Below are 22,149 nucleotides of genomic sequence, written 5' to 3'. Positions count from 1 at the left end.
AATGTTGGGAGTCCAGCAAATGAGTACCACCTTTCCCATGATATAGCCAAACAGTACTTTATTAAAAATTTTAATTTCTTTATAGCTCAACCCACATTATATCCAATTTACTAAAGGATAATTACGATGAAATATGAATTAATTACTATCGATTCTAATCCATTACCCATCATCGAGTGGCAAAATGCTCGTGTTGTGACTACTGAAACACTTGCTAAAGGATACGGAACAACTGAAGCAAATATTAGAAAAAATCTGTCACGCAATAAAGATAGATTCATACACGAGTTTCGCACAGGCATATAAAATTCCAGAAATGGCTTAAAAGCAATGGTTAATTTGCAAGTTACTAAAACGTATAAATTTATTTAAATTACAATAAGTTGCTTTTAATTTATAAGATTTTGTCTATTTATATATTATGCTGAATTAAACTTAAAAATAGAGCGTTTTTTTATTGGTGCGAAACTCGTGTCATAGAAGGTATTCATGTATTTACTATCAAAAATAATGATCTTAGAACATTTCGTAACTAAGTTACTAATGGTCACTCGGTTAATAAACATACAATATCATTGACATTATGGACAGAGAAAGGCGCAGCTCGTATGTCAAAAATTGTTGATACTGATGAAGCATGGTCTTTCTTTGAAAAAATGGAAAACGCCTATTTCCGTCCAGCTCAATCTCCAAAAGCGTTACCTGGAAATTATATTCAAGCATTGGAAGCTCTAGTTGAGTCAGAAAAAGAAAAGCTGGTTATTTCAGATGAACGCGATGAAGCAATTAGGACAAAATCACAAATCAGTCGCACTCGTGAAGCTTCTGCAATGGGTAAACTCAGTGTTGCTACTCGTAAAAACAGGGAACTGACAGAACGGTTAGGAGAAAGTGTTAAACATGCCACCATCACAGCAGTAAAGAATGCTACAGTGAAAGAATACAAATTTGCCCCACTTCGTCGATGGTGTCGTGAGAACAAGGTGGAAGCTAAAGAAGTACCGGATATCCGTTATGGTCATGTAAAGTCATGGCCTGCTGAATCATGGCTACAGGTATACGGTATCAATCTGAAATCGTTATTTGCAGCCAAAGTATTCACTAGAAATTGACAGCTATTTGGTATTTCTGCATCACTAAAAAAAAGACCAGCGCAAGACTGGCCAACACCAGGGAAAATGTTGCTGTTAACTAACACACAACGCCAACAATGCTACCATAAATAATTCATAAATGATCACTTTTTTATCAACATTTGCATTCATTTAATCAATAAAGCTAAGAATTTTACACTGGTATTTTATCAATAACCGGAAAAATATTATGAATAACATCCATGAATACCGAACAACGTTACATCATGTCAAAGCAGGGATGCAGGTTATTTATCATGGTGAGGTAATGAGAATAATTAAGTTGAAGGAGAAAAAATTAACAAACAAAGGATTGATATATCAATTCGATACCGATGGAGAAAGCGGAATATTAACCGGAAATGGCGGTAATAAAATCACTGTCTTAAAAAAAAATAGACGACTTACATAAAAGTAAAAGCTGGTATATTTAACAGGAAATGAAGTGAAGTATGACCTGATACTCGCAGACCCACCCTGACGATACCAAAAAAAGCATCAAACAACGCAGCAAATAAATCCTAACACGAGTTTCGCACCGACAAATAAACAAGTTATTTATAAGTTCAATTCAACATAATATATAATTCGCAAAAATTGTTAATTCAAATATAAATTATTGAAATAAATATATATATATTTTTTTTTATATTATTTAGTATCTTGCGGATAAAACATTATTTTAGCTATTTTTAGAACTTTATATGTCTGTGCGAAACTCGTGCTAATACTCTTCCCCGCAAATCATATGCCCTGACCTAACAAAAAAATAGTTGCTGAATAGAGAGTTGCATTTTTTGTCACGCTATAGACAATAAAAAGAGGTTTAACTTAGAAAATAACGGTTTGAAATGATCAACAAAGAGCGGTTGTTACGAGATAATCGTTTATGTAAAGCAATCATTGGATTATCAGTCGAAGAATTGAAAAATTTAGCCGCTGAATTTTCAGCTTGTTATTTGATTTATCGGAAAAAGAATCGAAAAGATCACGAGCGGCAGATGGGTGCAGGGCAGAAAGGATTTATCCCAACCCCATTAGATAAACTGCTTTTTATTTTATTGTATTTAAAATGTTATCCGACCTATGATTTGCAAGGACTTCTTTTTGGTTTAGATAGAACACGGGTATGTCGCTGGGTAAAAATATTATTGCCGGTTTTAGAGATGACCTTGGGGCGAGAATGTGTTTTGCCCGCTCGTCAAATTCGCTCTGCTGAGGAATTTTTTCGCGCCTTTCCTGGAGTTAAAGACGTCTTTATTGATGGGACAGAGCGACCTGTCCAAAAGCCTAAGAATCTGCGTCGGCGAAAAAAAATGTATTCGGTAAAGAAAAGACAGACCACTCGAAAAGGGCTTATTATGACTGACGAAACGAGGAAAATTGGATTTATCCCCATGATCAAAAATGGGCGCCGTCACGATAAACGCTTACTCGATAAAGTCGATATAATTCGCCATATTCCCCCTGAGGTAACCATCTGGGCCGATACCGGTTTTCAAGGTATAGATAAACAGCATCCTAATACACAAATCCCAAAAAAAGGAACTCGAAAAAGACCTTTATCGCCTGAACAAAAACAAGAAAATAAAATAATCTCGGGCATCCGTATTACGGTTGAACACGCCATCGCGGGTATCAAGCGCCTCGGTTGTATGATCCAAATTTTACGGAATCGTAGACCCTTTATTGATGATACCTTTTTACTCCTTAGTGCCGGTCTTTGGAATTTCCATCTCAGAACAGCCTAAAATTTACTTCAATCACCGAAATACCCTTATTTCACTATTAAGCAACACGCTTATTGTAGTGGTCAACTAAAATTGGCCACCCTACCTGACTGTTCACGGAACAGTCGCTCTGATTCGTTTGGCGTTAATCCACCGTTATACCAGTGAGGTCTTATATCGCTATAGTAGTGGGTTATGTAGCGAATAATGGCTGACTGAGCAGTACTAAAGCTTTGGTAGCCAGTCGTTGGCACCCATTCGGTCTTCAGACTACGGAAGAATCGTTCCATCGGACTATTATCCCAACAATTCCCTCTGCGACTGATACTTTGGGTCATCTGATAACACCACAATGCCTGCCTATACTGACGACTGGTATAATGACTTCCCTGATCACTATGGAACATCACCTGTTTGGGATGCCCACGTAGTTCCCAAGCCATTTGTAGTGCTTTGGCGGTTAATTCTGAGTCTGGTGCAAATGACATTGCCCAGCCCACCGGTTTTCGTGCAAACAAATCCAATACCACAGCCAGATAGGCCCATCGTGAGCCTGTCCAAATATAGGTTACATCGCCGCACCAAACCTGGTCAGGCTTTGTAACAGCGAACTGCCTATTGAGCAGATTTGGAATATCAATACGTTCACTTCCACCGCGGTTGTATTTATGTTTTCGCTCTTGGCAACTGACGATGATTAATTCTTTCATCAACTTACCCGCTAACCACCGCCCAAGTTTCACGTTGTGTGTATTGGTAACCATCGTGGCGATAGTCCTTGCGCCAGCAGAGCCGCCACTAACGTTCCACGCTTCGCTGACTAGGCTACGTTTTATCGTCCGCTCAATATCTGGCTCCTTAGGCCGACACCAATAGCGATAACTGCTTCGGTGAACATTAAAAATACGACACAAAGTTTTCACCGGATAAAGCACTCTTAGCTTTTCAACTACCGAAAATTTTTCAGTGAGTCGGACATTAAGAGCGCAGTAGCCTTTTTTAAGATGTCATTCTCCATTTCCAGCCGGTGGATTTTTTTCTTCATTTCTCTGAACTCAATTTGTTCAGGTGTTAATGGCAGACCAGGCGATGTTTTCCCTTGACGTTCTAAACGAAGGGTTCTTACCCACCGGCTAATCGCTGAAAGACTGACGTTCATGCCTTTCGCGGCTTCCTGGTAGGTGTAATTTTGGTCAAGGACTAATTTGGCGGTTTCACATTTAAATTCAGCAGTAATTATTTTACTCATTTCGGCACCTATAAAAATTATGAGGTAAGCATATCACCTCAACTTAGGTGGCCAAATTTAGTATGCCACTACAACATGGGAACATTTCAATAAACGACTTTCAAAAGCAACGGGTATTAACTTTGCTGAAAAACCAGATTTCGGAGCAATCTAAATGGCTAGAAAAAGAAAAAATCCGGCTGATAATTGGATGCCTTCAAGAGTGAGAAGAGGAAAATCAGCATTTGAGTTTTTGACTCCAGATGGAAGGACAATTCGATTATGTGATTTTTCTTTTACTCAAGCCGAGATGTGGGTTGCATACGAAAAATTATTGCTATCATACAAAAATGAAGAAACACTTGCAGCTTTATTTAATGCATTTTTCAATTCCCCTGACTTTCTTAATTTATCAGGTGAAACACAAAAAGATTATGGAAATATGCCAATAAGTTAATGCTTGTGTTTGGAAAAATGTTACCTGACAATAAGCATGTTGCTCAATAGTGAAATAAAGTTGCTTAAAATAAAAACAAGTTAGATACATCTAAAAAATACAAAAATAGTTTATTTTTTAATCTTGAATAGGTTATTTTTAATGCAAAAATTGATGATTTTATCATCATCGGCTGGTTTTTTTGTAAGTCATAATTAATTTTGCTATTGAGCAACAGGCTTAATATAAAGCCAGAACACATTCGTAAGTATATGGACAAAAGAGGTCTAAAGAGTAAAACTCAGGCTAACAGAGAAAAAACAGTATTATCACGTGTTTTTGGGTGGGGTTATGAGCGAGGATTAGTCAAAATAAATCCATCACGAGTTTCGCACCAATAAAAAAACGCTCTATTTTTAAGTTTAATTCAGCATAATATATAAATAGACAAAATCTTATAAATTAAAAGCAACTTATTGTAATTTAAACAAATTTATACGTTTTAGTAACTTGCAAATTAACCATTGCTTTTAAGCCATTTCTGGAATTTTATATGCCTGTGCGAAACTCGTGTATTATATGAAAATTAATTATAAAAAGGTGTTACTGACTAAATATAGTAGAGTTATGAATCAATCAAAATACTAGAGTTTATTTTAATGATTGGATATTTTATAAAAAATAGAATTTCAAATAAATGCTAAAATAGATAAAAACATACCATCTAAAGTAAAATTATTAGTTTAAACTTTAGTAACAAAAATTAATATTCATTAATAATAAAATAAAGTAATGCCAGTACGATAAATATGAATTAATTAATCATCAGCGTTAAAAATTTTTTATTACAAAGAGGAGAACATTAAATTTATTTATATTTAAAAAATAATCATACCATTTTCATGAAAAATAAATTTATTGTAAAATTTTATCACTTTTCTGCTGAAATTTAATTATTTCTATACACATTGGCAATATTACAGCCAATTCTGCCAATAAGTCACTAGAATTCCACGAATGAGATGTTTTAGAAACTATTTGAATAGCAAGATCATAAGCCATTGACTCTAATGTATATTTTAGATTTTCATTATGCTTTATCATAAATGATTATCCACTTTAGTTAATTTATTAACTATAAGCATAATCTATAAATATCAATTTTAAAAATTTTATTTTAAAAAAATAGATGTACTTTTTTTAAAGCAATATTAACAAAAAAAATCTATATAATATGAAATCTAGCAGAAAAAATTTCGCTAATTCATATTTACAAAATTTTAAAATTAACAATGGAAAATAATATGGGATTATTAAAAATAATTAAAATAAATTTAATGTCATTAGTTTTTATAAAAGCGCTATTAATCAAAATGATATTAACAGCGCTAAGATATAAAATTAATGTGTGCTTTCCTTTGATTCTGACAAGCAAAACTTATCAATACTTAACATATCTTGCTCAACTTCTGGGGGACTATAACCATTATCTTTTAATTGTTTATCTAATTGTATAAACTTATTCATACCATATTTTTTAACTATTTTATCAAAAGCACAATTACACACATCAGTAATAGTATTTATTTTATCTTCAGTGCCACTTGCAGAATTTATGCAATGCTTAACAAAATTATTTTTGTATGCTTCAATCTTAGACTTCTCATCAGAACATCCTGAGGAGAATAAAACTTGCATCATAATTAAAACCCCTAAAAATTTTTTTCATAAAATAGTTAAAACTCCAATTTACTTTTAACCCTAGTGCTATTTTTATAGTTAACTAACAAATATTAATTCTTTTTTTACTTAAGTGCATTTTAATCATACACGAGTTTCGCGCAGGCATATAAAATTCCAGAAATGGCTTAAAAGCAATGGTTAATTTGCAAGTTACTAAAACGTATAAATTTGTTTAAATTACAATAAGTTGCTTTTAATTTATAAGATTTTGTCTATTTATATATTATGCTGAATTAAACTTAAAAATAGAGCGTTTTTTTATTGGTGCGAAACTCGTGTCATCGCGAAGTTAAACAAAATTGTGGTATTGAACGCTGTCAGGCTGGCACGAACCGAGCGCAAAGAAATCATATTTTTCTCGCTATTTCTGCGTGGTTTGAACAACATAAACGTCGTATATCTAAAAAAATAACCCTTTATCAACAAAATTGGGACGTAATCAAAATGAGCACATAGAGGGTGTTCATAATTCTGTGTCAGGGGATTTTATATTTTGATTACACCATCTAGGCGCCCTTTAAAATAGATGGACAATTGAGCAATGGTTAACGCCCAGTTACTAATCGGCATAGTCCATTTGTTGGATACCTGATTGATGCCAATATAGAGTAATTTTAATAAGCTGTTTTCATTAGGAAAAGCCCCTTTGGTTTTAGTTAATTTCCTAAACTGCCGATTGTCAACGATCACCGAAAATTGATCCACTATTTTACTCGGTTATAGCTAGGCGACTTAATTTTGATTACAAGGTGTGTTATGAGTTATACAATTGATTTTCGACGTAAAGTAATATCTGTAAGGAAAGCCGAAGGTTTAACAATTCGAGAAACTGCGAAACAATTCCGTATTGGAAAAGCGTCTTTAGTACGTTGGCTTAAACGACCAGAGCCAAAAAATTCAACGCCACGTAAGAGGAAGCTCGATAAAAATGCTTTAGCAAAAGATGTGGAACAGTATCCAGATGCTTACCAAAAGGAACGGGCAGAGCGATTCGGTGTTTGTAAAAAGACTATTTGGCAATCCCTTAAAAAGCTGGGATTAACCTATAAAAAAAACTCTATTCCATCCAAAAACCAACGAAAGCGACAGGCTGGCACATCAGCAAAAAAGACAACAGTATGAAAAAAAAGATAAATCTGTTGTTTTTATTGATGAAAGTGGTTTTTCACATGACACTCCACGAACTCACGGCTATTCCCCAAAAGGTCACCGTTGTTTTGGCCTGAAAAACTGGGGTGCTAAGGGAAGAACAAATGTTATTGGCGCTTTATTGGGAACAACCCTTTTTGCTATCGGATTATTTTATTGCAATATTAATCGTGATGTTTTTTATGTTTGGATCACAAAAATATTGCTCCCAGAACTTCCTGAAAATTCTGTTATTTTTATGGACAACGCTAGCTTTCACAAAGGTAAGAATATTGAACAGGCAATTATAAACGCAGGACACCAGATAGAATATTTGCCTGTGTATTCACCAGATTTAAATCCTATAGAACATAAATGGTCTCAAGCTAAACGTAAAAAGATGGAAACAGGATGCACTATCGATGACCTGTTTTTAATACATATGCTGTAATCAAAATTAAGTCGCCTAGCTATATACCGCTTGATACTGAAAAGTAAACTTCCATCGGCTGAACGAATTCAAGATTGGGTATGTGAAGAAGTTTTACCGGCCTTACGTCAACATGGAAATTATAGTATTAAAAAATCTTACAAAGACGAAGGTAGTGGATTACCTGAATTTCGTAAAGCAAAGGCGATAGAAATTCAGGCTAAAGCCATACAAATTCAAATGGAAAATGTGAAAAAAATATTTGAATGGGCCACAAATCTATCCGATAACGCCAGACAAACTATTATAGCCGGATTGATATAGCTAGGCGACTTAATTTTGATTACAAGGTGTGTTATGAGTTATACAATTGATTTTCGACGTAAAGTAATATCTGTAAGGAAAGCCGAAGGTTTAACAATTCGAGAAACTGCGAAACAATTCCGTATTGGAAAAGCGTCTTTAGTACGTTGGCTTAAACGACCAGAGCCAAAAAATTCAACGCCACGTAAGAGGAAGCTCGATAAAAATGCTTTAGCAAAAGATGTGGAACAGTATCCAGATGCTTACCAAAAGGAACGGGCAGAGCGATTCGGTGTTTGTAAAAAGACTATTTGGCAATCCCTTAAAAAGCTGGGATTAACCTATAAAAAAAACTCTATTCCATCCAAAAACCAACGAAAGCGACAGGCTGGCACATCAGCAAAAAAGACAACAGTATGAAAAAAAAGATAAATCTGTTGTTTTTATTGATGAAAGTGGTTTTTCACATGACACTCCACGAACTCACGGCTATTCCCCAAAAGGTCACCGTTGTTTTGGCCTGAAAAACTGGGGTGCTAAGGGAAGAACAAATGTTATTGGCGCTTTATTGGGAACAACCCTTTTTGCTATCGGATTATTTGATTGCAATATTAACCGTGATGTTTTTTATGTTTGGATCACAAAAATATTGCTCCCAGAACTTCCTGAAAATTCTGTTATTTTTATGGACAACGCTAGCTTTCACAAAGGTAAGAATATTGAACAGGCAATTATAAACGCAGGACACCAGATAGAATATTTGCCTGTGTATTCACCAGATTTAAATCCTATAGAACATAAATGGTCTCAAGCTAAACGTAAAAAGATGGAAACAGGATGCACTATCGATGACCTGTTTTTAATACATATGCTGTAATCAAAATTAAGTCGCCTAGCTATAAATCCGATTGCGGGTAGTGAAGTGATCCTTTTACCGCTAATCACAGAAAAACATTATACCGCCACAGAGATTGGTAAAATGTTTAATGTTTCCGCAAATAAGATTGGGCGTATCGCTAATGACAACAAAATGAAAGTTAAAACGTATGGCGATACCTACCTCGATAAATCACCTTACAGTAACAAAGAGGTTGAGTCCTTTCGCTACAACGATAAGGCAATTAAGAAATTCAAAGACATTCCTATCGCTGAACAGGAAGCAGCAAAAAGCGAACTCGTTTAAATCACTATTGACGAAAGAAGAAATCATGCGCTATAGTTTATTTGCATCTGCAAAATCAGATGTCGGGATTAGCGTTCCGCCGTAAACTACCACGACATGTACACGCCGCGAGCGTGTTTTTTAATGTCGTAATCTAGCCACAATTCAATGGTGAGCTGGATGGGGCAACCCAAAGGTTGGCCGGTCGGTGGTTTCCGGTAACGCTAACTCCATTCAGTTCGCCACCAAATCAAAGGTTAGCGTCTCTCGGTGGTGAGTAAATTCAAACCACTATCGGAGGTCATATTATGACTACCGCACAAGCTATCTCATTTTATTTCGAAGAAACTCATAACGTACGAATCTAAGATGGTCGCCTATGGCGACGACTTGTCATTGCTTGTTAGTACTGGTATAACCCGATACCTATTGTCTCAATCTTTTGGTCCCTTTTATGTCACCGCGTTTTAGTCATGTTTTTCAATTTGGTCAACGCTGGCTCACTTGACTTAATCGCCAACCCCCTGATAGGGTCCGCACTGTTGTGATGGAAACCATGGTAAAGGTCATGGCTTGCGGCACTTCGCTTATGGGGTGGTCAATTTGGCGCTGTCCTGACCCTCAATGTAATTCTGAGAAACGGGTTAAATTTACCTGCAAAAGTCGAAGCTGCCCACATTGTGGCGTCAAAGCTTGCCTACAATGGATTAACAATACGCTAGCTTGGTTACCCGAAGCTCCTTGGCAGCACATCACTTTTACCATGCCTTGTGAATATTGGCCTATTATTCGCGCCAACCGTTGGCTTCTCGGTGAAATGAATCGATTAGCCGCTGATGTGATATTAACCATCTGCCGTGACCTCAATATCACCCCAGGCGTTTTCACTGCCATCCATACCTGGAGACGAGACCAAAAATGGCATCCGCATATTCATTTTTCAACCACAGCCGGCGGGGTGACTAAAAAGAATACCTGGCGGGATATCAGCTTTTATCGCGAAAACATTATGACAATGTGGCGATATCGGATAACGGCATTATTGAGAAAACATTATTACACGCTCACCATTCCCGATGAGCTTAAAGCTGAAGGAAGAAGTAAAGCATCATGGAATCAATTACTTAACACTCACGACAAGCGCGGGTGGAATATTAATCTTTCTGATATTCTTTCCAATATTACCCATGTCACCCTTTATCTCGGATTTTATCTAAAGAAACCCCCTGTCTCTCTCAGTCGCTTAAAACATTATTCCAGCGAAGATAACATCACGTTACGCTAAGAGCCACCGCACGAAAAAACAGGAAGACCTGGTCATTACATCCGATGAATTTATTAGCCAGTTTGCGTCTCATGTGCCAGAAAAATGGTTTCACATGATCCGCTATTACGGCTTTTTAAGTCCATCAGCACGGATGCGAAAAATGTTAACGGAGGTTGTTTATCCTTTAGCCCAGCAAGATAAAAAACCCGCTAAAAAAGTCACCTGGCGAAACATGTATCAACACGTCTTTAAAGTCGATCCACTTGCTTGTCGCTTATGTGGGAAAAAATTACTTTTCGCAGGAATGAATTTTGGATTGAATCGTAAAGAACTTGTGGCACGTCACCATGATCTGGCTTGTTTGCAGTGGCGATAAAAACTCACGACAGGGTAGATCTATCCTTTTGTTCAAAATTGATTAATAATTAATCGTTTTTTAACCATCTATTCCGTTCCTTATCTCAACCTTCAACATAATTTTGACAAAATTTAGAAGAAAATAAAAAGTATTTCATCATGGCGCAGGTCAATGAGTAACCATTTCGGGTATTGATTTCTTATTACATGAACTCAGGTTATAAAACATTCTTACAAGTAAGCAGTGGTAAGATACTCTGGTTTGGCGTTATCAGAAGTAAGCCCATCGCCTTTATCTCATGACACTGTTAGCCGATGGCTAAAAAGTAGACGTTTTCGACCTAAAGACTTATGGCGATTAGTTCAACCTTCTATGGACAAAAAAAGCCCTTACGTACTAATTGCCGATGATACATTGATTGCCAAAACACGTAGTAAAAGAATAAAGATGGTCCATTATCAATATTCAGGTAATGAACATGATGTTATTGCTGGCATAGGTTTAGTTAATTTACTTTGGCATAATCTAACAACTGTTGAATCAATTCCTATTGATTATCGTATTTATGATAAAGATTCTGATGGAAAAACAAAAAACACGCACTTTTCCGAAATGCTCGCTCTTGCTAAAAAAAGAGGGATCATATCAGAAGCGGTAGTGAATGGATGCCTGGTATTCTAGCCTGGATAATCTGAAATCAATTCGCTCTCATGGTTGGGTCTGGGTAACCACGCTGAGGAAAAACAGGATTGTTAACCATAACAAACAACTGAACAAGTTAGACATCTCAGAAGAAGGAACTCCAATACACTTACGAGGCTACGGTTGGGTGACTGTTTTCAAATTTACAGCCAAAAACGGCCGTATTGATTACAGAGTAACAAACAAAGACAATCCCACCCGTCAATACGTCAAATCTATCATGGATGCCCGTTGGTCTGTTGAAGTTTATCATCGAGAAGTTAAACAAAATTGTAGTATTGAACGCTGTCAGGCTCGCACGAGCCGAGCGCAAAGAAATCATATTTTTCTCGCTATTTCTGCGTGGTTTGAACAACATAAACGTCGTATATCTCACGAGTTTCGCACAGGCATATAAAATTCCAGAAATGGCTCAAAAGCAATGGTTAATTTGCAAGTTACTAAAACGTATAAATTTGTTTAAATTACAATAAGTTGCTTTTAATTTATAAGGTTTTTTCTATTTATATATTATGCTGAATTAAACTTAAAAATAGAGCGTTTTTTATTGGTGCGAAACTCGTGTTAGATTAGCTAACTCTACGGCAAGTTCCAACATATCTCGCGTTCTTATATGCTTTTGCACCAGTTGCAGGAGTGCTACCCTGCGGTGTGTCAGGATCTCCTCATCCGGTATCGTTGTAATATCAACTAGCGGAAAAGCTTGCTGATATACAGTAGCTGCCAGTTTTGGATCACAGAAACAGTCTAACCATTGAGTGCTGTACAGATAGGGCGACGTGGTGCCGTGGTAGAACAGTAGCGGGATAACTATCGGTAAGGTGGTGTCGTTGCCTTGTTCTAAATGGCGCTGCATCGCCGCTACAGCATAACGCATGAGGCGAAACGCCATTAGTTTTTCTGGGCGGCTCTGGTGCTCGACCAATGTGTAGATATAACCTTTTCCCGCTTTCGTCTGCACAGAGTAGAGCATATCTGAACAGTGGGTCGCAAGTCGTCTTCGATAAAGCTGCCAGACTCCATCGCAAGAGTGCTGAAATCGCAGCGTTCCCGCAGATAAGGAGGTAGATGTGATTCCAAAAAATCTCTAGCGACATCAATATCGCCAAGGAACTTTTTGAACACGGCATCATGTTGGGATAGTGATGATTTTGTCATGGGTGTAGTATACCGCGTTAAGGGGATAGTCTACCATTGAAATTATTGAACCTCTAATAAGCCGGATCGCTTCTGATGGATGTCACAAGCTATCTAGCATGGGCGGAGTTTTTTAACTGAGTAAGCGGTTGATTGTTGAATGATTCTAGCTGCATAATACACAAATAAATAATGATATCCAAATATAACTATGTGTGGTTACTATGACTGCTGGCGGGCATTTGATCTTTGCTTTAGCAAGTGCTATTTTTGCGAAGAAATTGGCGTTATCACCAGCATTAGCTCAAGGGAACTGGGGGCATATCATTATTGGCGGAATATTAACCTGCCTGCTGCCAGACATCGATCACCCCAAGTCTTTTTTAGGCCAGCGATTAAAATGGCTTTCGATACCCATTGCCAAGGTGTTCGGTCATAGAGGTATTACTCACAGTTTTCTGGCTATTGCCGGATGCAGCATATTTCTTTCTTCAGACTTATTGTCACGAATTATCATTCCGATACCGGTAGATTTTGTCCATGCCATGGTCGTTGGTTATATTAGCCATGTTGTAGCTGATATGTTAACACCAGCAGGAATACCGTTACTATGGCCATATCGTCGACGTTTTTGTATGCCAATATTGAACCCCAATAAATATCCTAAGTGGGAACGAATATTTTGTGTATTGGTACTGGTATGTGCTTTTCTGTATCCCTTTGACATATTAATGAGTAATAAATTATTGATCACTGATTCTATACAGAATATATGGCAATGGGCACGTAACAATTTGATTTAAAATCCAATTATTCACAGAAGATATAAGTCACCATACAATCCTAGGAAAAGCAGCAAATATTTGATGCACCTTGCTTATCAACAGATATGAATTACAATTTGTCTCTTAGACGCTATGCTCAACGTACTTCAAGATGCATCTGCCTATCCAGCAGAAGGCACAGACAATAAGTCTTTCTCGCTGCCTTGCCGTGCATATTGAAGTTTATTGTGTATATACCATTTAAAAAGAACTCGCTTGACCATACATTGCCTCTGCGCGAACTAGCCGAGTGCGTACTTATACCAGCGTATCGGTAAGTATTAAGGTGTTATTCTGGCTGGCTTCGGTTAGCACGCTATCGATTTCACCCATCACTCTATCTTAACCTGAGTTCGGGATAAGAAAATTAAAAATTTTTATTATATATTTAAATAATTACCTTAAAATCATTACATAAAATAGTGCTCAATTTTTGTTTTTTTCATGATTTTAGCAAAGAAAGCAGCTCACTTTTTAACTAGTAATCAGTAAAAATCTTTCCTTTTTTTATCATTTTATTGATTTTAAAATGTTTCTATTGATAAGTGAGCTGTTTTTATTTTCCCATAACTACCGCTTATCCCGAACTCAGGTTATTTATTATACCGTCTTAAAATTATTTATAAAAGCATTTGATTTTGAACGATATTTATCTCTAATATCATTCAGTTTAGAACAAAAATCATTAGGCTGAATAATCCCTTCTTCTTTACATAATTTAGCTACATCTTTATATACTTTTTGCATTGCATAATTTTCTAAAACTTTACGTTGACCATAATTAAAAATTCTAAAAGGATATTTTTTTTGAACTATACTCATTACAGCTGTAGCATAAGGGTAAGCACCAGCAGCAGAAGGAATAAATTGACCTTTACTGTTTTCTTTACCTTTAAGCCCCAAATTTTTACACAATTCTCCAACTTCAATTAAATAATCTTGTCTTAATTTTACATCTTTCTCTTCTTTACAAAACATATCTTTCTGACGACTATAAATAGAAGCTAAGGTTGAATCTATAAGCTGAAATTTGCCCTCTTTATCATTTTTTACTTTACCCAATATATTTAATTCTAATAAATAATTATCAATAAACATTCTAACTTCTTTATTATCCAAAACTTTTTGTCTAATAAAATTAGGTTTATTAGATGTTTTTTTAACAAATTTAACAAAACTATTAAAAACATTCTTTATCTTTTTTAATAAACTACAGCAAATTGTGGAATTACCTTTATTTACACTATTTTCCTCTATGACTGATCTAGTATGAGATATGTTAAAAAACTTTGATACATTATTTAATGAAGATAACATACAATAACCCCCTAGTGATAAAAATATAAGAAATTAAACAAAAAAATCCAAATATTTTTTTAAAATAAAATAATACGTTTCTATCATCTCAATAAAATTCTCTACAGAAACTAAACTTTCATTTCTTATTTGAGCTCTTAATTCTATTTTCCCATCTACTTTTTTTAAGGTTGGTTGACCTAAACAAAAAACTTCTTCTTCAATATTTAAAAAAAATGACAAAAATTTATAACTATCAAATAGCAAATAGTATTCATTAAAATCACATAATACAGACCAAATCCAAACTTCATCTCCTAAATTAATAATATTAATATTTGGACAATCATCATAAATATCGATAGTTATAGTTGAATCATCTGTTAACTTTTTATTTACGATATATTCAAAACCAGCTTCTTGTAATAATAAAGTTAAAATTTCTGATACGTTAGATTCCATAAAATAAACATCTTAAAAAGAAAATTATTATATACATAATAATATTTACTAACAATTTTTATAAAAAACTCTTTAATAAGATAATTATAATTATAATTAAAAGTCAATATAATAAAAGTAATTAAAAGTAAATATAATTACACGAGTTTCGCACCAATAAAAAAGCGCTCTATTTTAAAGTTTAATTCAGCATAATATATAAATAGACAAAATCTTATAAATTAAAAGCAACTTATTGCAATTTAAACAAATCTTATACGTTTTAGTAATTTGCAAATTAACCATTGCTTTTAATCCATTTCTGGAATTTTATATGCCTGTGCGAAACTCGTGAATTATAATGATTTAATCAATATTAAAAAATTAATATCACGAGTTTCGCACAAAACTAATTTGGGTACGCTAATAAAACACGGATGTGCTCAGTAATAGCATTTTTGATTACATGCCAATTTTGTTGATAAAGGGTTATTTTTTCAGATATACGACGTTTATGTTGTTCAAACCACGCAGAAATAGCGAGAAAAATATGATTTCTTTGCGCCCGACTCGTGCGAGCCTGCCAGCGTTCAATATAGCTAGGCGACTTAATTTTGATTACAATGTGTGTTATGAGTTATACAATTGATTTTCGACGTAAAGTAATATCTGTAAGGAAAGCCGAAGGTTTAACAATTCGAGAAACTGCGAAACAATTCCGTATTGGAAAAGCGTCTTTAGTACGTTGGCTTAAACGACCAGAGCCAAAAAATTCAACGCCACGTAAGAGGAAGCTCGATAAAAATGCTTTAGCAAAAGATGTGGAACAGTATCCAGATGCTTACCAAAAGGAACGGGCAGAGCGATTCGGTGTTTGTAAAAAGACTATTTGGCAATCCCTTAAAAAGCTGGGATTAACCTATAAAAAAAACTCTATTCCATCCAAAAACCAACGAAAGCGACAGGCTGGCACATCAGCAAAAAAGACAACAGTATGAAAAAAAAGATAAATCTGTTGTTTTTATTGATGAAAGTGGTTTTTCACATGACACTCCACGAACTCACGGCTATTCCCCAAAAGGTCACCGTTGTTTTGGCCTGAAAAACTGGGGTGCTAAGGGAAGAACAAATGTTATTGGCGCTTTATTGGGAACAACCCTTTTTGCTATCGGATTATTTGATTGCAATATTAATCGTGATGTTTTTTATGTTTGGATCACAAAAATATTGCTCCCAGAACTTCCTGAAAATTCTGTTATTTTTATGGACAACGCTAGCTTTCACAAAGGTAAGAATATTGAACAGGCAATTATAAACGCAGGACACCAGATAGAATATTTGCCTGTGTATTCACCAGATTTAAATCCTATAGAACATAAATGGTCTCAAGCTAAACGTAAAAAGATGGAAACAGGATGCACTATCGATGACCTGTTTTTAATTGTATTAGTCTTAACTTAATCCGACAATTCTGATTTAAAAAAGAGCGTTACCGGTTTTAATTAACATCATTAGATAATTAAATAAAAGGTAATTCTATGTATCAAACAAATAATCCTATCATCAAACATAAAGTCGGGTTACTTAACCTCGCTGAAGAGCTTAATAACGTCTCAAAAGCCTGTAAGATTATGGGGGTATCCCGAGATACGTTTTATCGCTACCAGGAACTTGTTAACGATGGTGGGATAGACGCTTTAATTAATCAAAATCGACGGGTGCCTAACGTAAAAAATAGAGTAGATGAACAGATTGAAAGCGCTGTAGTCGAGTATGCGATTGAATACCCTGCACACGGTCAACACCGCAGTAGTAATGAACTAAGAAAAAAAGGCATTTTTGTTTCGGGGAGTGGCGTTCGCTCTATTTGGCTGCGCCATAATCTCGAAAATTTTACAAAACGCCTAAAAGCGCTTGAAGATAAAATCGCAACAGAAGGAATTATCCTGTCAGAATCACAAATCAGTGCTCTAGAAAAGAAAGCGCAAGATGATGAAGCCTGTGGTGAGATTGAAACAGCGCATCCAGGTTATCTGGGTTCACAAGATACTTTTTATGTCGGTCATTTAAAAGGCGTTGGTCGTGTTTATCAACAAACTTACATTGATACTTACAGTAAAGTCGTTCATTGTAAGCTTTACACAACAAAAAGCGCGATAACGGCGGCAGATTTATTAAATGACAAGGTTCTCCCTTTTTATTCCCAGCATGGGTTACCGGTGTTACGTATACTGACGGACAGAGGCAGTGAGTATTGTGGTAAAGTTGAACATCACGATTATCAACTTTATCTCGCTATCAATGATATTGATCATACAAAAACTAAAGCTCGTTCACCTCAAACTAATGGGATTTGTGAACGCTTTCATAAAACTGTATTACAAGAGTTCTATCAGGTGGCTTTTCGTAAGAAAATCTATAGGGCTTTAAATGAATTACAAGCTGATTTAGATAAATGGTTAGCGGAATATAATAACCAACGCACTCATCAAGGAAAAATGTGTTGCGGTCGAACTCCTATGGCAACTTTACACGATGGAAAACAACTTTGGAGAGAGAAAGATTTAAATCAAATTTAACCTGACAGGTACTGTATAAATAACCGGTAACTGTCAGATTAAGTCTGAGCTACTACATTTTAATACATATGCTGTAATCAAAATTAAGTCGCCTAGCTATATTTCCTCTTAGGTGCTCGAAGTGCTTTGTACTGATGGATGTTCTCATTTTTAAAATGGTTAAACAGCGCCTTCCAGATATCGTCAAAATCCTCAATACTGAGTTTTCGCATCACTGAGGAAGGTAGGCAGTCATAAACAGGCTGGACAAGTTCGCTGATTTCGTCGTCCAGCCTGTCTTCCCAATAAGCAATTTCTTGCTGTTGTTCGTACCAGTAATCTTGCATGGCGTAAGGTTTCATTTGACCTCCTCGAACTGAAATAGCATCCTGTTTTTTCTGGTTTTAATCTCCGCGACTAATAACTCGATTTCATTTTGTGAAAAGGACGAATCCAGTAGCAGAGTGATAATTTTTTCTTTAAGATGGCGTTTTTTCGCCTTTTCAGATTTAAGGGGCATGATGATTTTTTCCATAAGCTTTTAGTTGCAGTGATAAAGCGATTAGCCATATATCTTGTCGTTGGGTATCAATCGCTAACTTTGCTGCCTGTCTTGCCAGCGCTAGCAGGATGTTGTCTTTGTTCATCGTTACCCCTTATGCCACCTGATTATATTTGTCGTGAGTGAATTCGCCGTTCCAGTCTTTCTTCATCGGTAGCTTACTTTTGAGGTATTGGTTATATAGCCATGAAGCCCCCTTTTTTAGCAGAACGATTTTATAACACTGGTGTTTCCCGTAATCGTTTGTCATGATGAAGGGTGATTCGGTTAGATAGGTATCTCTCGCATAAGAATGAACACGCCAGACATAAGCCTTGCTGATATCCTTTTCTGCATCGTAGAGAAAATGACGCGATTCCAGAAAAAGGTTGACCTGGTTAATATTTACGCCATTAAGCTGCTTGCAGAATTGAACAGGTGTCATACCAATCTGAAACAGGTTTTTTAGGCTATCGATTTCGGTTTCAAGCTGTTGAACCTGTACCCCTAACAGTTGAACTTTTTTATGCTGCTCAGCCCATGCAATTGCAGATTCAGCAGGGTCAATGAAATTAGGTAAGCCTAAAGTTGTTGGGTTATTGGGTAATTGTGATTGTAAAATTCGTCTTTCGCATTCAATGAAGTACTGTCTGGCCTGTTTCCCTTTTTCGTTGCGTTCAACCATGGATAGTTCTTTCGCCATATCGAGGGCAATGTGGTATTCCTTTGCCGGACGGCCTCCGAAGGGGTTTTCCCCAGAATTGGTGAAAACTATAAAGTCGATATTTTCAGCAAATCCATATTGCTTAATTCTGTCTTTTATCCATGTGGTAAAATCTTTACCGATTTCCAAAAACGCATGTAGATCACGTGCATTGACAGTTTGGATTAATGCCCCGTTGATGTTTTTTGTTTCGATGTTTATTAAATTTGACATAAAGGTATCTCTCAATAGTTAAATTGATGAATGATTACCCCTGTAAAAAGGGGCGTTAGGATTATTTAGTTACGTTGGAGGAAGCGATTGACGTTCGCCTGTTGCCATCTTTCAAGGGATTGAGTCATGACGCTATCGTGTGCGTGAGTGCTGGATTCTAACAGTTGCTGCATTTCACGAAGTACGGTCTCGACATCGTCTTTATGACGAAGTAAACGACGGATAACTTGTTTTTCAGCATCAAAAATAGCTGATTTGAGCGTGTTAGTCATGCCGTAAATCCGGCGGCATTCTTGCAATTATTGCGATTTGATTAACCTCGAAGTGCTGAGGCGATGCGATTCCTGTCGCATGACGTAGCGCATACCAGATACCTTGTGTCCATGCTTTTTCAAACCTAAATCCATTAGCCATGCTCCAAACAAGATGAGCTAGATTACGAGTATCGTTATCATTTAAGAGTTCGGGGGCTTCGGGTCTTGGTTGCGGGTTATTAACTTTTGCTGAATTAAAGTAACAGTCTTCTAGTTGCTCGAATACATCCCATGCTTTATCGGTTTCAAGCATTTTAGCATGTCTTGCCGCCCCACGTTCTGTCCAAAGGATGAGGCTACGGGTATTTTTAGCAACTAACCCTCTTAAAGAGGGTCTGTTCTTGAAATTTTTTAACTCGTAGTTTTCAAGTTTAAATAAATGTTTACCAACAATAAATCTATCAGCATTTCGAAGATAGTTATTTTGGATATGTTTGACCTCTGTTCTGTAAAGCTGAGCGAGTAGTTCGGTAGTGATTACAGGGAGGTCATTGTGAGTAATAACAGTAAGATTATCTGCAGTAATTTGATAGTTCATAATTTACATCCTGTTAGATTGTTCAAATAACCCATTGTTCGGATGGGCGGTCGGGTACTTGAACACCGCTAACAGACGGCCAGCAATTTTCCCTTCTAAAAGGTGTTGTATCTTTTGCTCGCTACCCGACCATAACAATCTATGGACGTAAAAAAACCGCATTACTTTCGGGAGCGGTATCCGCTGTTAGTGGTGTGTTCAGCACCTGATATAGAATATAGCGCATGATTTCTTCTTTCGTCAATGGGTATTTAAAATGTCAATGTTTTACTATGCTGCTGTAATCCCGTTCACCATCACGCTTAGCAATCGTGGGAATTGGTTATCGTAGAATATTTTCTATGCCTATGTACTGACCCAATTTATTTGTCGCGTTAATTATTTCAGAAGGCTTGAGCTTCAGCTCTGTTTTTGCAAAATCCAGTAATATAAGTCCCGCATTAATCTTATCGGTAAACTCTTGTTGATGAGTTATTACGTTATAATTACAAGCGGTTGTTGCTCTATTTTTTTCTATAATTGTTTCTTTTTTGAGCCACGTAGCGTAACGGATAGCTAATGTTTCTACAGCCCAAATTCCTGATTCAATACCACCATGCATTATTTGTACTGAATTTTTACCTAAGATTTTTATTACTTTAGAAATACCTTTACTTTTAATAAAAGCAGATGGCCGTTGCGACTCTGTAGCTTTACCTTGCGCAACTGCAGCACGATGTAAATCATTCAGACAATAACGCCCGAAAGCATCTTGACGGACAACGGTATTTTCAATAACAACTAATTTTGACATAAAAATATTTCTCCGTAATTAAACAAATAAAGGTATTAACGCGAAAAATTTTGCAGATTGCAGCCTAAACCCGTTATACTTACCAAAAGGAGGATTTCCTATGGGTCAGGTTGCATTTGATACACTACAGGCATCAGAAGAGCTTCAAACGGCTGGGCTTACTAGTCAGCAAGCTAAGGCTATTTCACTTGTTGTACGTAGATCTCATGAAGTTGCGGATGTAGCGACTAAAGCTGATATTGTTGAGGTAAATCGCAATATTGCTGATGTTCGTAAAGACTTATCGGCTGAGATGAATTTACGTTTTGAAAAAGTAGATGCTCAAATCTCTGATGTTCGTAAAGATATGGCGGTGCGTTTCGAGAAAACTGATGGTCAGATAGCGTTGATTCGTAAAGACGTTGAAACTATTGCTACTGGACTACTTTTAAAACTTGGTGGTGTAATCGTTGTGACTATTAGTGCTGCAACTGCAATACTCAAATTCTTCTAATTCCTCGGTTGCAGGTTCAAGTCCTGCACAGCCCGCCAATTTCACGATATATCTTCATCAGTCTTAAATTCTCTTTTTTAAGACGCTTATTTTCTTTTGTTAAGCACTGTATAATTTCTTTGAAAGTTTTTGTTTCCATGTCGTCGTCATTCCATATATCAATGCTGCTTAAGTATTTTGCATCGCTCAAATGACGACTACCATTAGTAATCCCAACCAGATTACCCATATTGGGATGCTTTGCTGTTACAATTGCGTGGATTGTCCAATCTCATTATGTGTACTCCTTGTTAACATTTGCTGAAAAGTTAGGATGTGTGCCAAGTGCCTCTTGGTGTCCGATTACAGTCATCACGGTCGGGTAAACGCAATCAAACTATATTTAGCTATTTGAAAGATAATTTATAGAATGTTGACTGTCCCGCGCGCAGAGCCGCATTCACACATCCTGAAACTAATTTGATTGCCAGATATTTCTGGCGCGTCAGGCTCGCTCCCTCTGTGTAATCCAACACACACAAAAACAGGAATAATGATCACCTTAATAAGACATTATATTATGAATTGTTTATTTATGATTAATAAAAAGAAAGGATTTGATTTTGTGAATTGATTAATTATTCTCCTATCAGATGGAATTCAATGTCTTCAGGTTCG

At 36.2% G+C, this 22,149-nt stretch carries 26 protein-coding genes and 8 pseudogenes; 19 read left to right on the top strand and 15 right to left on the bottom strand.

The annotated features are described in order from the left end of the window. The first annotated feature begins 126 nt into the window (after nt 1-126). The 3 genes from AYJ55_RS11735 to AYJ55_RS11720 all read left to right on the top strand — a co-directional run bounded on the left by AYJ55_RS11735 (nt 127) and on the right by AYJ55_RS11720 (nt 2,884). The gene (locus AYJ55_RS11735) at nt 127-306 is read left to right on the top strand and encodes an ORF6N domain-containing protein (RefSeq protein ID WP_063656549.1); all 180 of its coding nucleotides are present in this window, start codon (nt 127-129) and stop codon (nt 304-306) included. Nucleotides 307-608: 302 nt separating this feature from the next. Then, nucleotides 609-1,112 (top strand): hypothetical protein, encoded by a 504-nt coding sequence (locus tag AYJ55_RS11730; protein WP_063656547.1) that lies wholly within the window; start codon nt 609-611, stop codon nt 1,110-1,112. Nucleotides 1,113-1,984: 872 nt separating this feature from the next. Further along, nucleotides 1,985-2,884, top strand: a complete 900-nt coding sequence (locus tag AYJ55_RS11720; protein WP_063656543.1) for a transposase family protein — start codon at nt 1,985-1,987, stop codon at nt 2,882-2,884. 62 nt (nt 2,885-2,946) lie between these two features. Here AYJ55_RS11720 and AYJ55_RS11715 read toward each other — a convergent pair. After that, a protein-coding gene (locus AYJ55_RS11715; RefSeq protein WP_162505502.1) for an IS3 family transposase occupies nt 2,947-4,112 on the bottom strand; the annotation gives its coding sequence in 2 pieces (ribosomal slippage) (nt 2,947-3,857 and nt 3,857-4,112; 1,167 coding nt in all). A 154-nt stretch (nt 4,113-4,266) separates the two neighbouring features. Here AYJ55_RS11715 and AYJ55_RS11705 point away from each other — a divergent pair. Continuing rightward, nucleotides 4,267-4,548, top strand: a complete 282-nt coding sequence (locus AYJ55_RS11705; RefSeq protein ID WP_063656539.1) for a hypothetical protein — start codon at nt 4,267-4,269, stop codon at nt 4,546-4,548. 221 nt (nt 4,549-4,769) lie between these two features. Continuing rightward, nucleotides 4,770-4,913 (top strand): annotated as a pseudogene (locus AYJ55_RS33115) (integrase); the annotation flags it as partial. A 529-nt stretch (nt 4,914-5,442) separates the two neighbouring features. On the opposite strand, the gene AYJ55_RS30760 reads toward AYJ55_RS33115, so the two are convergent. Further along, the gene (locus AYJ55_RS30760) at nt 5,443-5,589 is read right to left on the bottom strand and encodes a hypothetical protein (protein WP_187153243.1); all 147 of its coding nucleotides are present in this window, start codon (nt 5,587-5,589) and stop codon (nt 5,443-5,445) included. 339 nt (nt 5,590-5,928) lie between these two features. Further along, on the bottom strand, nt 5,929-6,228 hold the full coding sequence (locus AYJ55_RS11695) for a hypothetical protein (RefSeq protein WP_063656535.1): 300 nt from the start codon (nt 6,226-6,228) through the stop codon (nt 5,929-5,931). A 321-nt stretch (nt 6,229-6,549) separates the two neighbouring features. On the opposite strand from AYJ55_RS11695, the pseudogene AYJ55_RS11690 reads away from it, so the two are divergent. Continuing rightward, a pseudogene (locus tag AYJ55_RS11690) lies at nt 6,550-6,726 on the top strand (IS701 family transposase); the annotation flags it as partial. Nucleotides 6,727-6,756: 30 nt separating this feature from the next. On the opposite strand, the pseudogene AYJ55_RS11685 reads toward AYJ55_RS11690, so the two are convergent. Then, a pseudogene (locus AYJ55_RS11685) lies at nt 6,757-6,948 on the bottom strand (IS256 family transposase); the annotation flags it as partial. Between the two features lie 78 nt (nt 6,949-7,026). Between AYJ55_RS11685 and AYJ55_RS11680 the strand changes: the two are divergent. The 8 genes and pseudogenes from AYJ55_RS11680 to AYJ55_RS35950 all read left to right on the top strand — a co-directional run. Further along, nucleotides 7,027-7,392, top strand: coding sequence for an IS630 transposase-related protein (locus AYJ55_RS11680; RefSeq protein ID WP_063653415.1), 366 nt, complete (start codon nt 7,027-7,029; stop codon nt 7,390-7,392). Beyond that, nucleotides 7,316-7,849 carry an IS630 family transposase gene (locus AYJ55_RS11675; RefSeq protein WP_342668166.1) on the top strand — a complete coding sequence of 178 codons (534 nt, stop codon included), beginning with the start codon at nt 7,316-7,318 and terminating at the stop codon, nt 7,847-7,849. The genes AYJ55_RS11680 and AYJ55_RS11675 overlap by 77 nt, the downstream gene beginning before the upstream one ends. An 18-nt stretch (nt 7,850-7,867) precedes the next feature. After that, a pseudogene (locus AYJ55_RS11670) lies at nt 7,868-8,152 on the top strand (BRO-N domain-containing protein); the annotation flags it as partial. 33 nt (nt 8,153-8,185) lie between these two features. After that, the gene (locus AYJ55_RS11665) at nt 8,186-8,551 is read left to right on the top strand and encodes an IS630 transposase-related protein (RefSeq protein WP_063653415.1); all 366 of its coding nucleotides are present in this window, start codon (nt 8,186-8,188) and stop codon (nt 8,549-8,551) included. Then, nucleotides 8,475-9,008, top strand: coding sequence for an IS630 family transposase (locus AYJ55_RS11660; RefSeq protein ID WP_162505291.1), 534 nt, complete (start codon nt 8,475-8,477; stop codon nt 9,006-9,008). The genes AYJ55_RS11665 and AYJ55_RS11660 overlap by 77 nt, the downstream gene beginning before the upstream one ends. A 45-nt stretch (nt 9,009-9,053) precedes the next feature. Then, the gene (locus AYJ55_RS11655) at nt 9,054-9,314 is read left to right on the top strand and encodes a hypothetical protein (RefSeq protein WP_187153242.1); all 261 of its coding nucleotides are present in this window, start codon (nt 9,054-9,056) and stop codon (nt 9,312-9,314) included. A gap of 433 nt (nt 9,315-9,747) precedes the next feature. Then, nucleotides 9,748-10,936: pseudogene (locus AYJ55_RS11650) on the top strand (IS91 family transposase). Nucleotides 10,937-11,124: 188 nt separating this feature from the next. Continuing rightward, a pseudogene (locus tag AYJ55_RS35950) lies at nt 11,125-11,999 on the top strand (IS701 family transposase); the annotation flags it as partial. A gap of 186 nt (nt 12,000-12,185) precedes the next feature. Here the strand turns inward: AYJ55_RS35950 and AYJ55_RS11630 are convergent. Next, nucleotides 12,186-12,778: pseudogene (locus tag AYJ55_RS11630) on the bottom strand (Rpn family recombination-promoting nuclease/putative transposase); the annotation flags it as partial. A gap of 203 nt (nt 12,779-12,981) precedes the next feature. Here AYJ55_RS11630 and AYJ55_RS11625 point away from each other — a divergent pair. Beyond that, nucleotides 12,982-13,560, top strand: a complete 579-nt coding sequence (locus AYJ55_RS11625; RefSeq protein ID WP_063656517.1) for a metal-dependent hydrolase — start codon at nt 12,982-12,984, stop codon at nt 13,558-13,560. Nucleotides 13,561-14,181: 621 nt separating this feature from the next. On the opposite strand, the gene AYJ55_RS11620 is transcribed toward AYJ55_RS11625, so the two are convergent. The 3 genes and pseudogenes from AYJ55_RS11620 to AYJ55_RS35945 form a co-directional block, all read right to left on the bottom strand. Further along, entirely contained in the window at nt 14,182-14,898 is a 717-nt protein-coding gene (locus tag AYJ55_RS11620; protein ID WP_063656515.1) for a hypothetical protein, read from the bottom strand. Nucleotides 14,899-14,931: 33 nt separating this feature from the next. Beyond that, the gene (locus AYJ55_RS11615; protein ID WP_063656513.1) at nt 14,932-15,339 is read right to left on the bottom strand and encodes an InvB/SpaK family type III secretion system chaperone; all 408 of its coding nucleotides are present in this window, start codon (nt 15,337-15,339) and stop codon (nt 14,932-14,934) included. Between the two features lie 388 nt (nt 15,340-15,727). Next, a pseudogene (locus AYJ55_RS35945) lies at nt 15,728-15,919 on the bottom strand (IS701 family transposase); the annotation flags it as partial. A 31-nt stretch (nt 15,920-15,950) separates the two neighbouring features. On the opposite strand from AYJ55_RS35945, the gene AYJ55_RS11610 reads away from it, so the two are divergent. The 3 genes from AYJ55_RS11610 to AYJ55_RS11600 all read left to right on the top strand — a co-directional run bounded on the left by AYJ55_RS11610 (nt 15,951) and on the right by AYJ55_RS11600 (nt 17,897). After that, nucleotides 15,951-16,316 carry an IS630 transposase-related protein gene (locus tag AYJ55_RS11610; RefSeq protein WP_063653415.1) on the top strand — a complete coding sequence of 122 codons (366 nt, stop codon included), beginning with the start codon at nt 15,951-15,953 and terminating at the stop codon, nt 16,314-16,316. Further along, on the top strand, nt 16,240-16,779 hold the full coding sequence (locus tag AYJ55_RS11605; protein ID WP_342668165.1) for an IS630 family transposase: 540 nt from the start codon (nt 16,240-16,242) through the stop codon (nt 16,777-16,779). Before AYJ55_RS11610 ends, AYJ55_RS11605 begins: the two co-directional genes overlap by 77 nt. 77 nt (nt 16,780-16,856) lie before the next feature. Then, a complete protein-coding gene (locus tag AYJ55_RS11600; RefSeq protein WP_063654070.1) occupies nt 16,857-17,897 on the top strand; it encodes an IS481 family transposase in 1,041 nt (346 codons plus the stop codon). A 92-nt stretch (nt 17,898-17,989) separates the two neighbouring features. Here AYJ55_RS11600 and AYJ55_RS11595 read toward each other — a convergent pair whose 3' ends face one another. The 6 genes from AYJ55_RS11595 to AYJ55_RS11575 all read right to left on the bottom strand — a co-directional run bounded on the left by AYJ55_RS11595 (nt 17,990) and on the right by AYJ55_RS11575 (nt 20,999). Continuing rightward, a complete protein-coding gene (locus AYJ55_RS11595) occupies nt 17,990-18,238 on the bottom strand; it encodes a hypothetical protein (RefSeq protein ID WP_063656509.1) in 249 nt (82 codons plus the stop codon). 147 nt (nt 18,239-18,385) lie between these two features. Beyond that, a complete protein-coding gene (locus tag AYJ55_RS30755) occupies nt 18,386-18,523 on the bottom strand; it encodes a hypothetical protein (protein WP_187153132.1) in 138 nt (45 codons plus the stop codon). A gap of 9 nt (nt 18,524-18,532) precedes the next feature. Beyond that, complete coding sequence (locus AYJ55_RS35140; RefSeq protein ID WP_074168048.1) at nt 18,533-19,354, bottom strand: antA/AntB antirepressor family protein; 822 nt, start codon at nt 19,352-19,354, stop codon at nt 18,533-18,535. A gap of 65 nt (nt 19,355-19,419) precedes the next feature. Further along, entirely contained in the window at nt 19,420-19,626 is a 207-nt protein-coding gene (locus tag AYJ55_RS30750) for a hypothetical protein (protein ID WP_063656507.1), read from the bottom strand. Beyond that, nucleotides 19,619-20,206: an ORF6N domain-containing protein gene (locus tag AYJ55_RS33105; RefSeq protein ID WP_063656505.1), complete on the bottom strand. Its 588-nt coding sequence runs from the start codon at nt 20,204-20,206 to the stop codon at nt 19,619-19,621. Before AYJ55_RS33105 ends, AYJ55_RS30750 begins: the two co-directional genes overlap by 8 nt. A gap of 322 nt (nt 20,207-20,528) precedes the next feature. After that, nucleotides 20,529-20,999 (bottom strand): KilA-N domain-containing protein, encoded by a 471-nt coding sequence (locus AYJ55_RS11575; protein WP_063656503.1) that lies wholly within the window; start codon nt 20,997-20,999, stop codon nt 20,529-20,531. Nucleotides 21,000-21,099: 100 nt separating this feature from the next. Here AYJ55_RS11575 and AYJ55_RS11570 point away from each other — a divergent pair, with 100 nt between their 5' ends. After that, nucleotides 21,100-21,492 carry a hypothetical protein gene (locus AYJ55_RS11570; protein ID WP_063656501.1) on the top strand — a complete coding sequence of 131 codons (393 nt, stop codon included), beginning with the start codon at nt 21,100-21,102 and terminating at the stop codon, nt 21,490-21,492. Nucleotides 21,493-21,508: 16 nt separating this feature from the next. Here AYJ55_RS11570 and AYJ55_RS11565 read toward each other — a convergent pair whose 3' ends face one another. After that, a complete protein-coding gene (locus tag AYJ55_RS11565) occupies nt 21,509-21,721 on the bottom strand; it encodes a hypothetical protein (protein ID WP_063656500.1) in 213 nt (70 codons plus the stop codon). Between the last annotated feature and the right edge of the window lie 428 nt (nt 21,722-22,149).

The sequence above is a fragment of the Candidatus Arsenophonus triatominarum genome, from assembly GCF_001640365.1.
Classification (GTDB): domain Bacteria; phylum Pseudomonadota; class Gammaproteobacteria; order Enterobacterales; family Enterobacteriaceae; genus Arsenophonus; species Arsenophonus triatominarum.
Note: the sequence above shows the minus strand (reverse complement) of the source record. Positions and strands in the feature narration are given on the sequence as shown.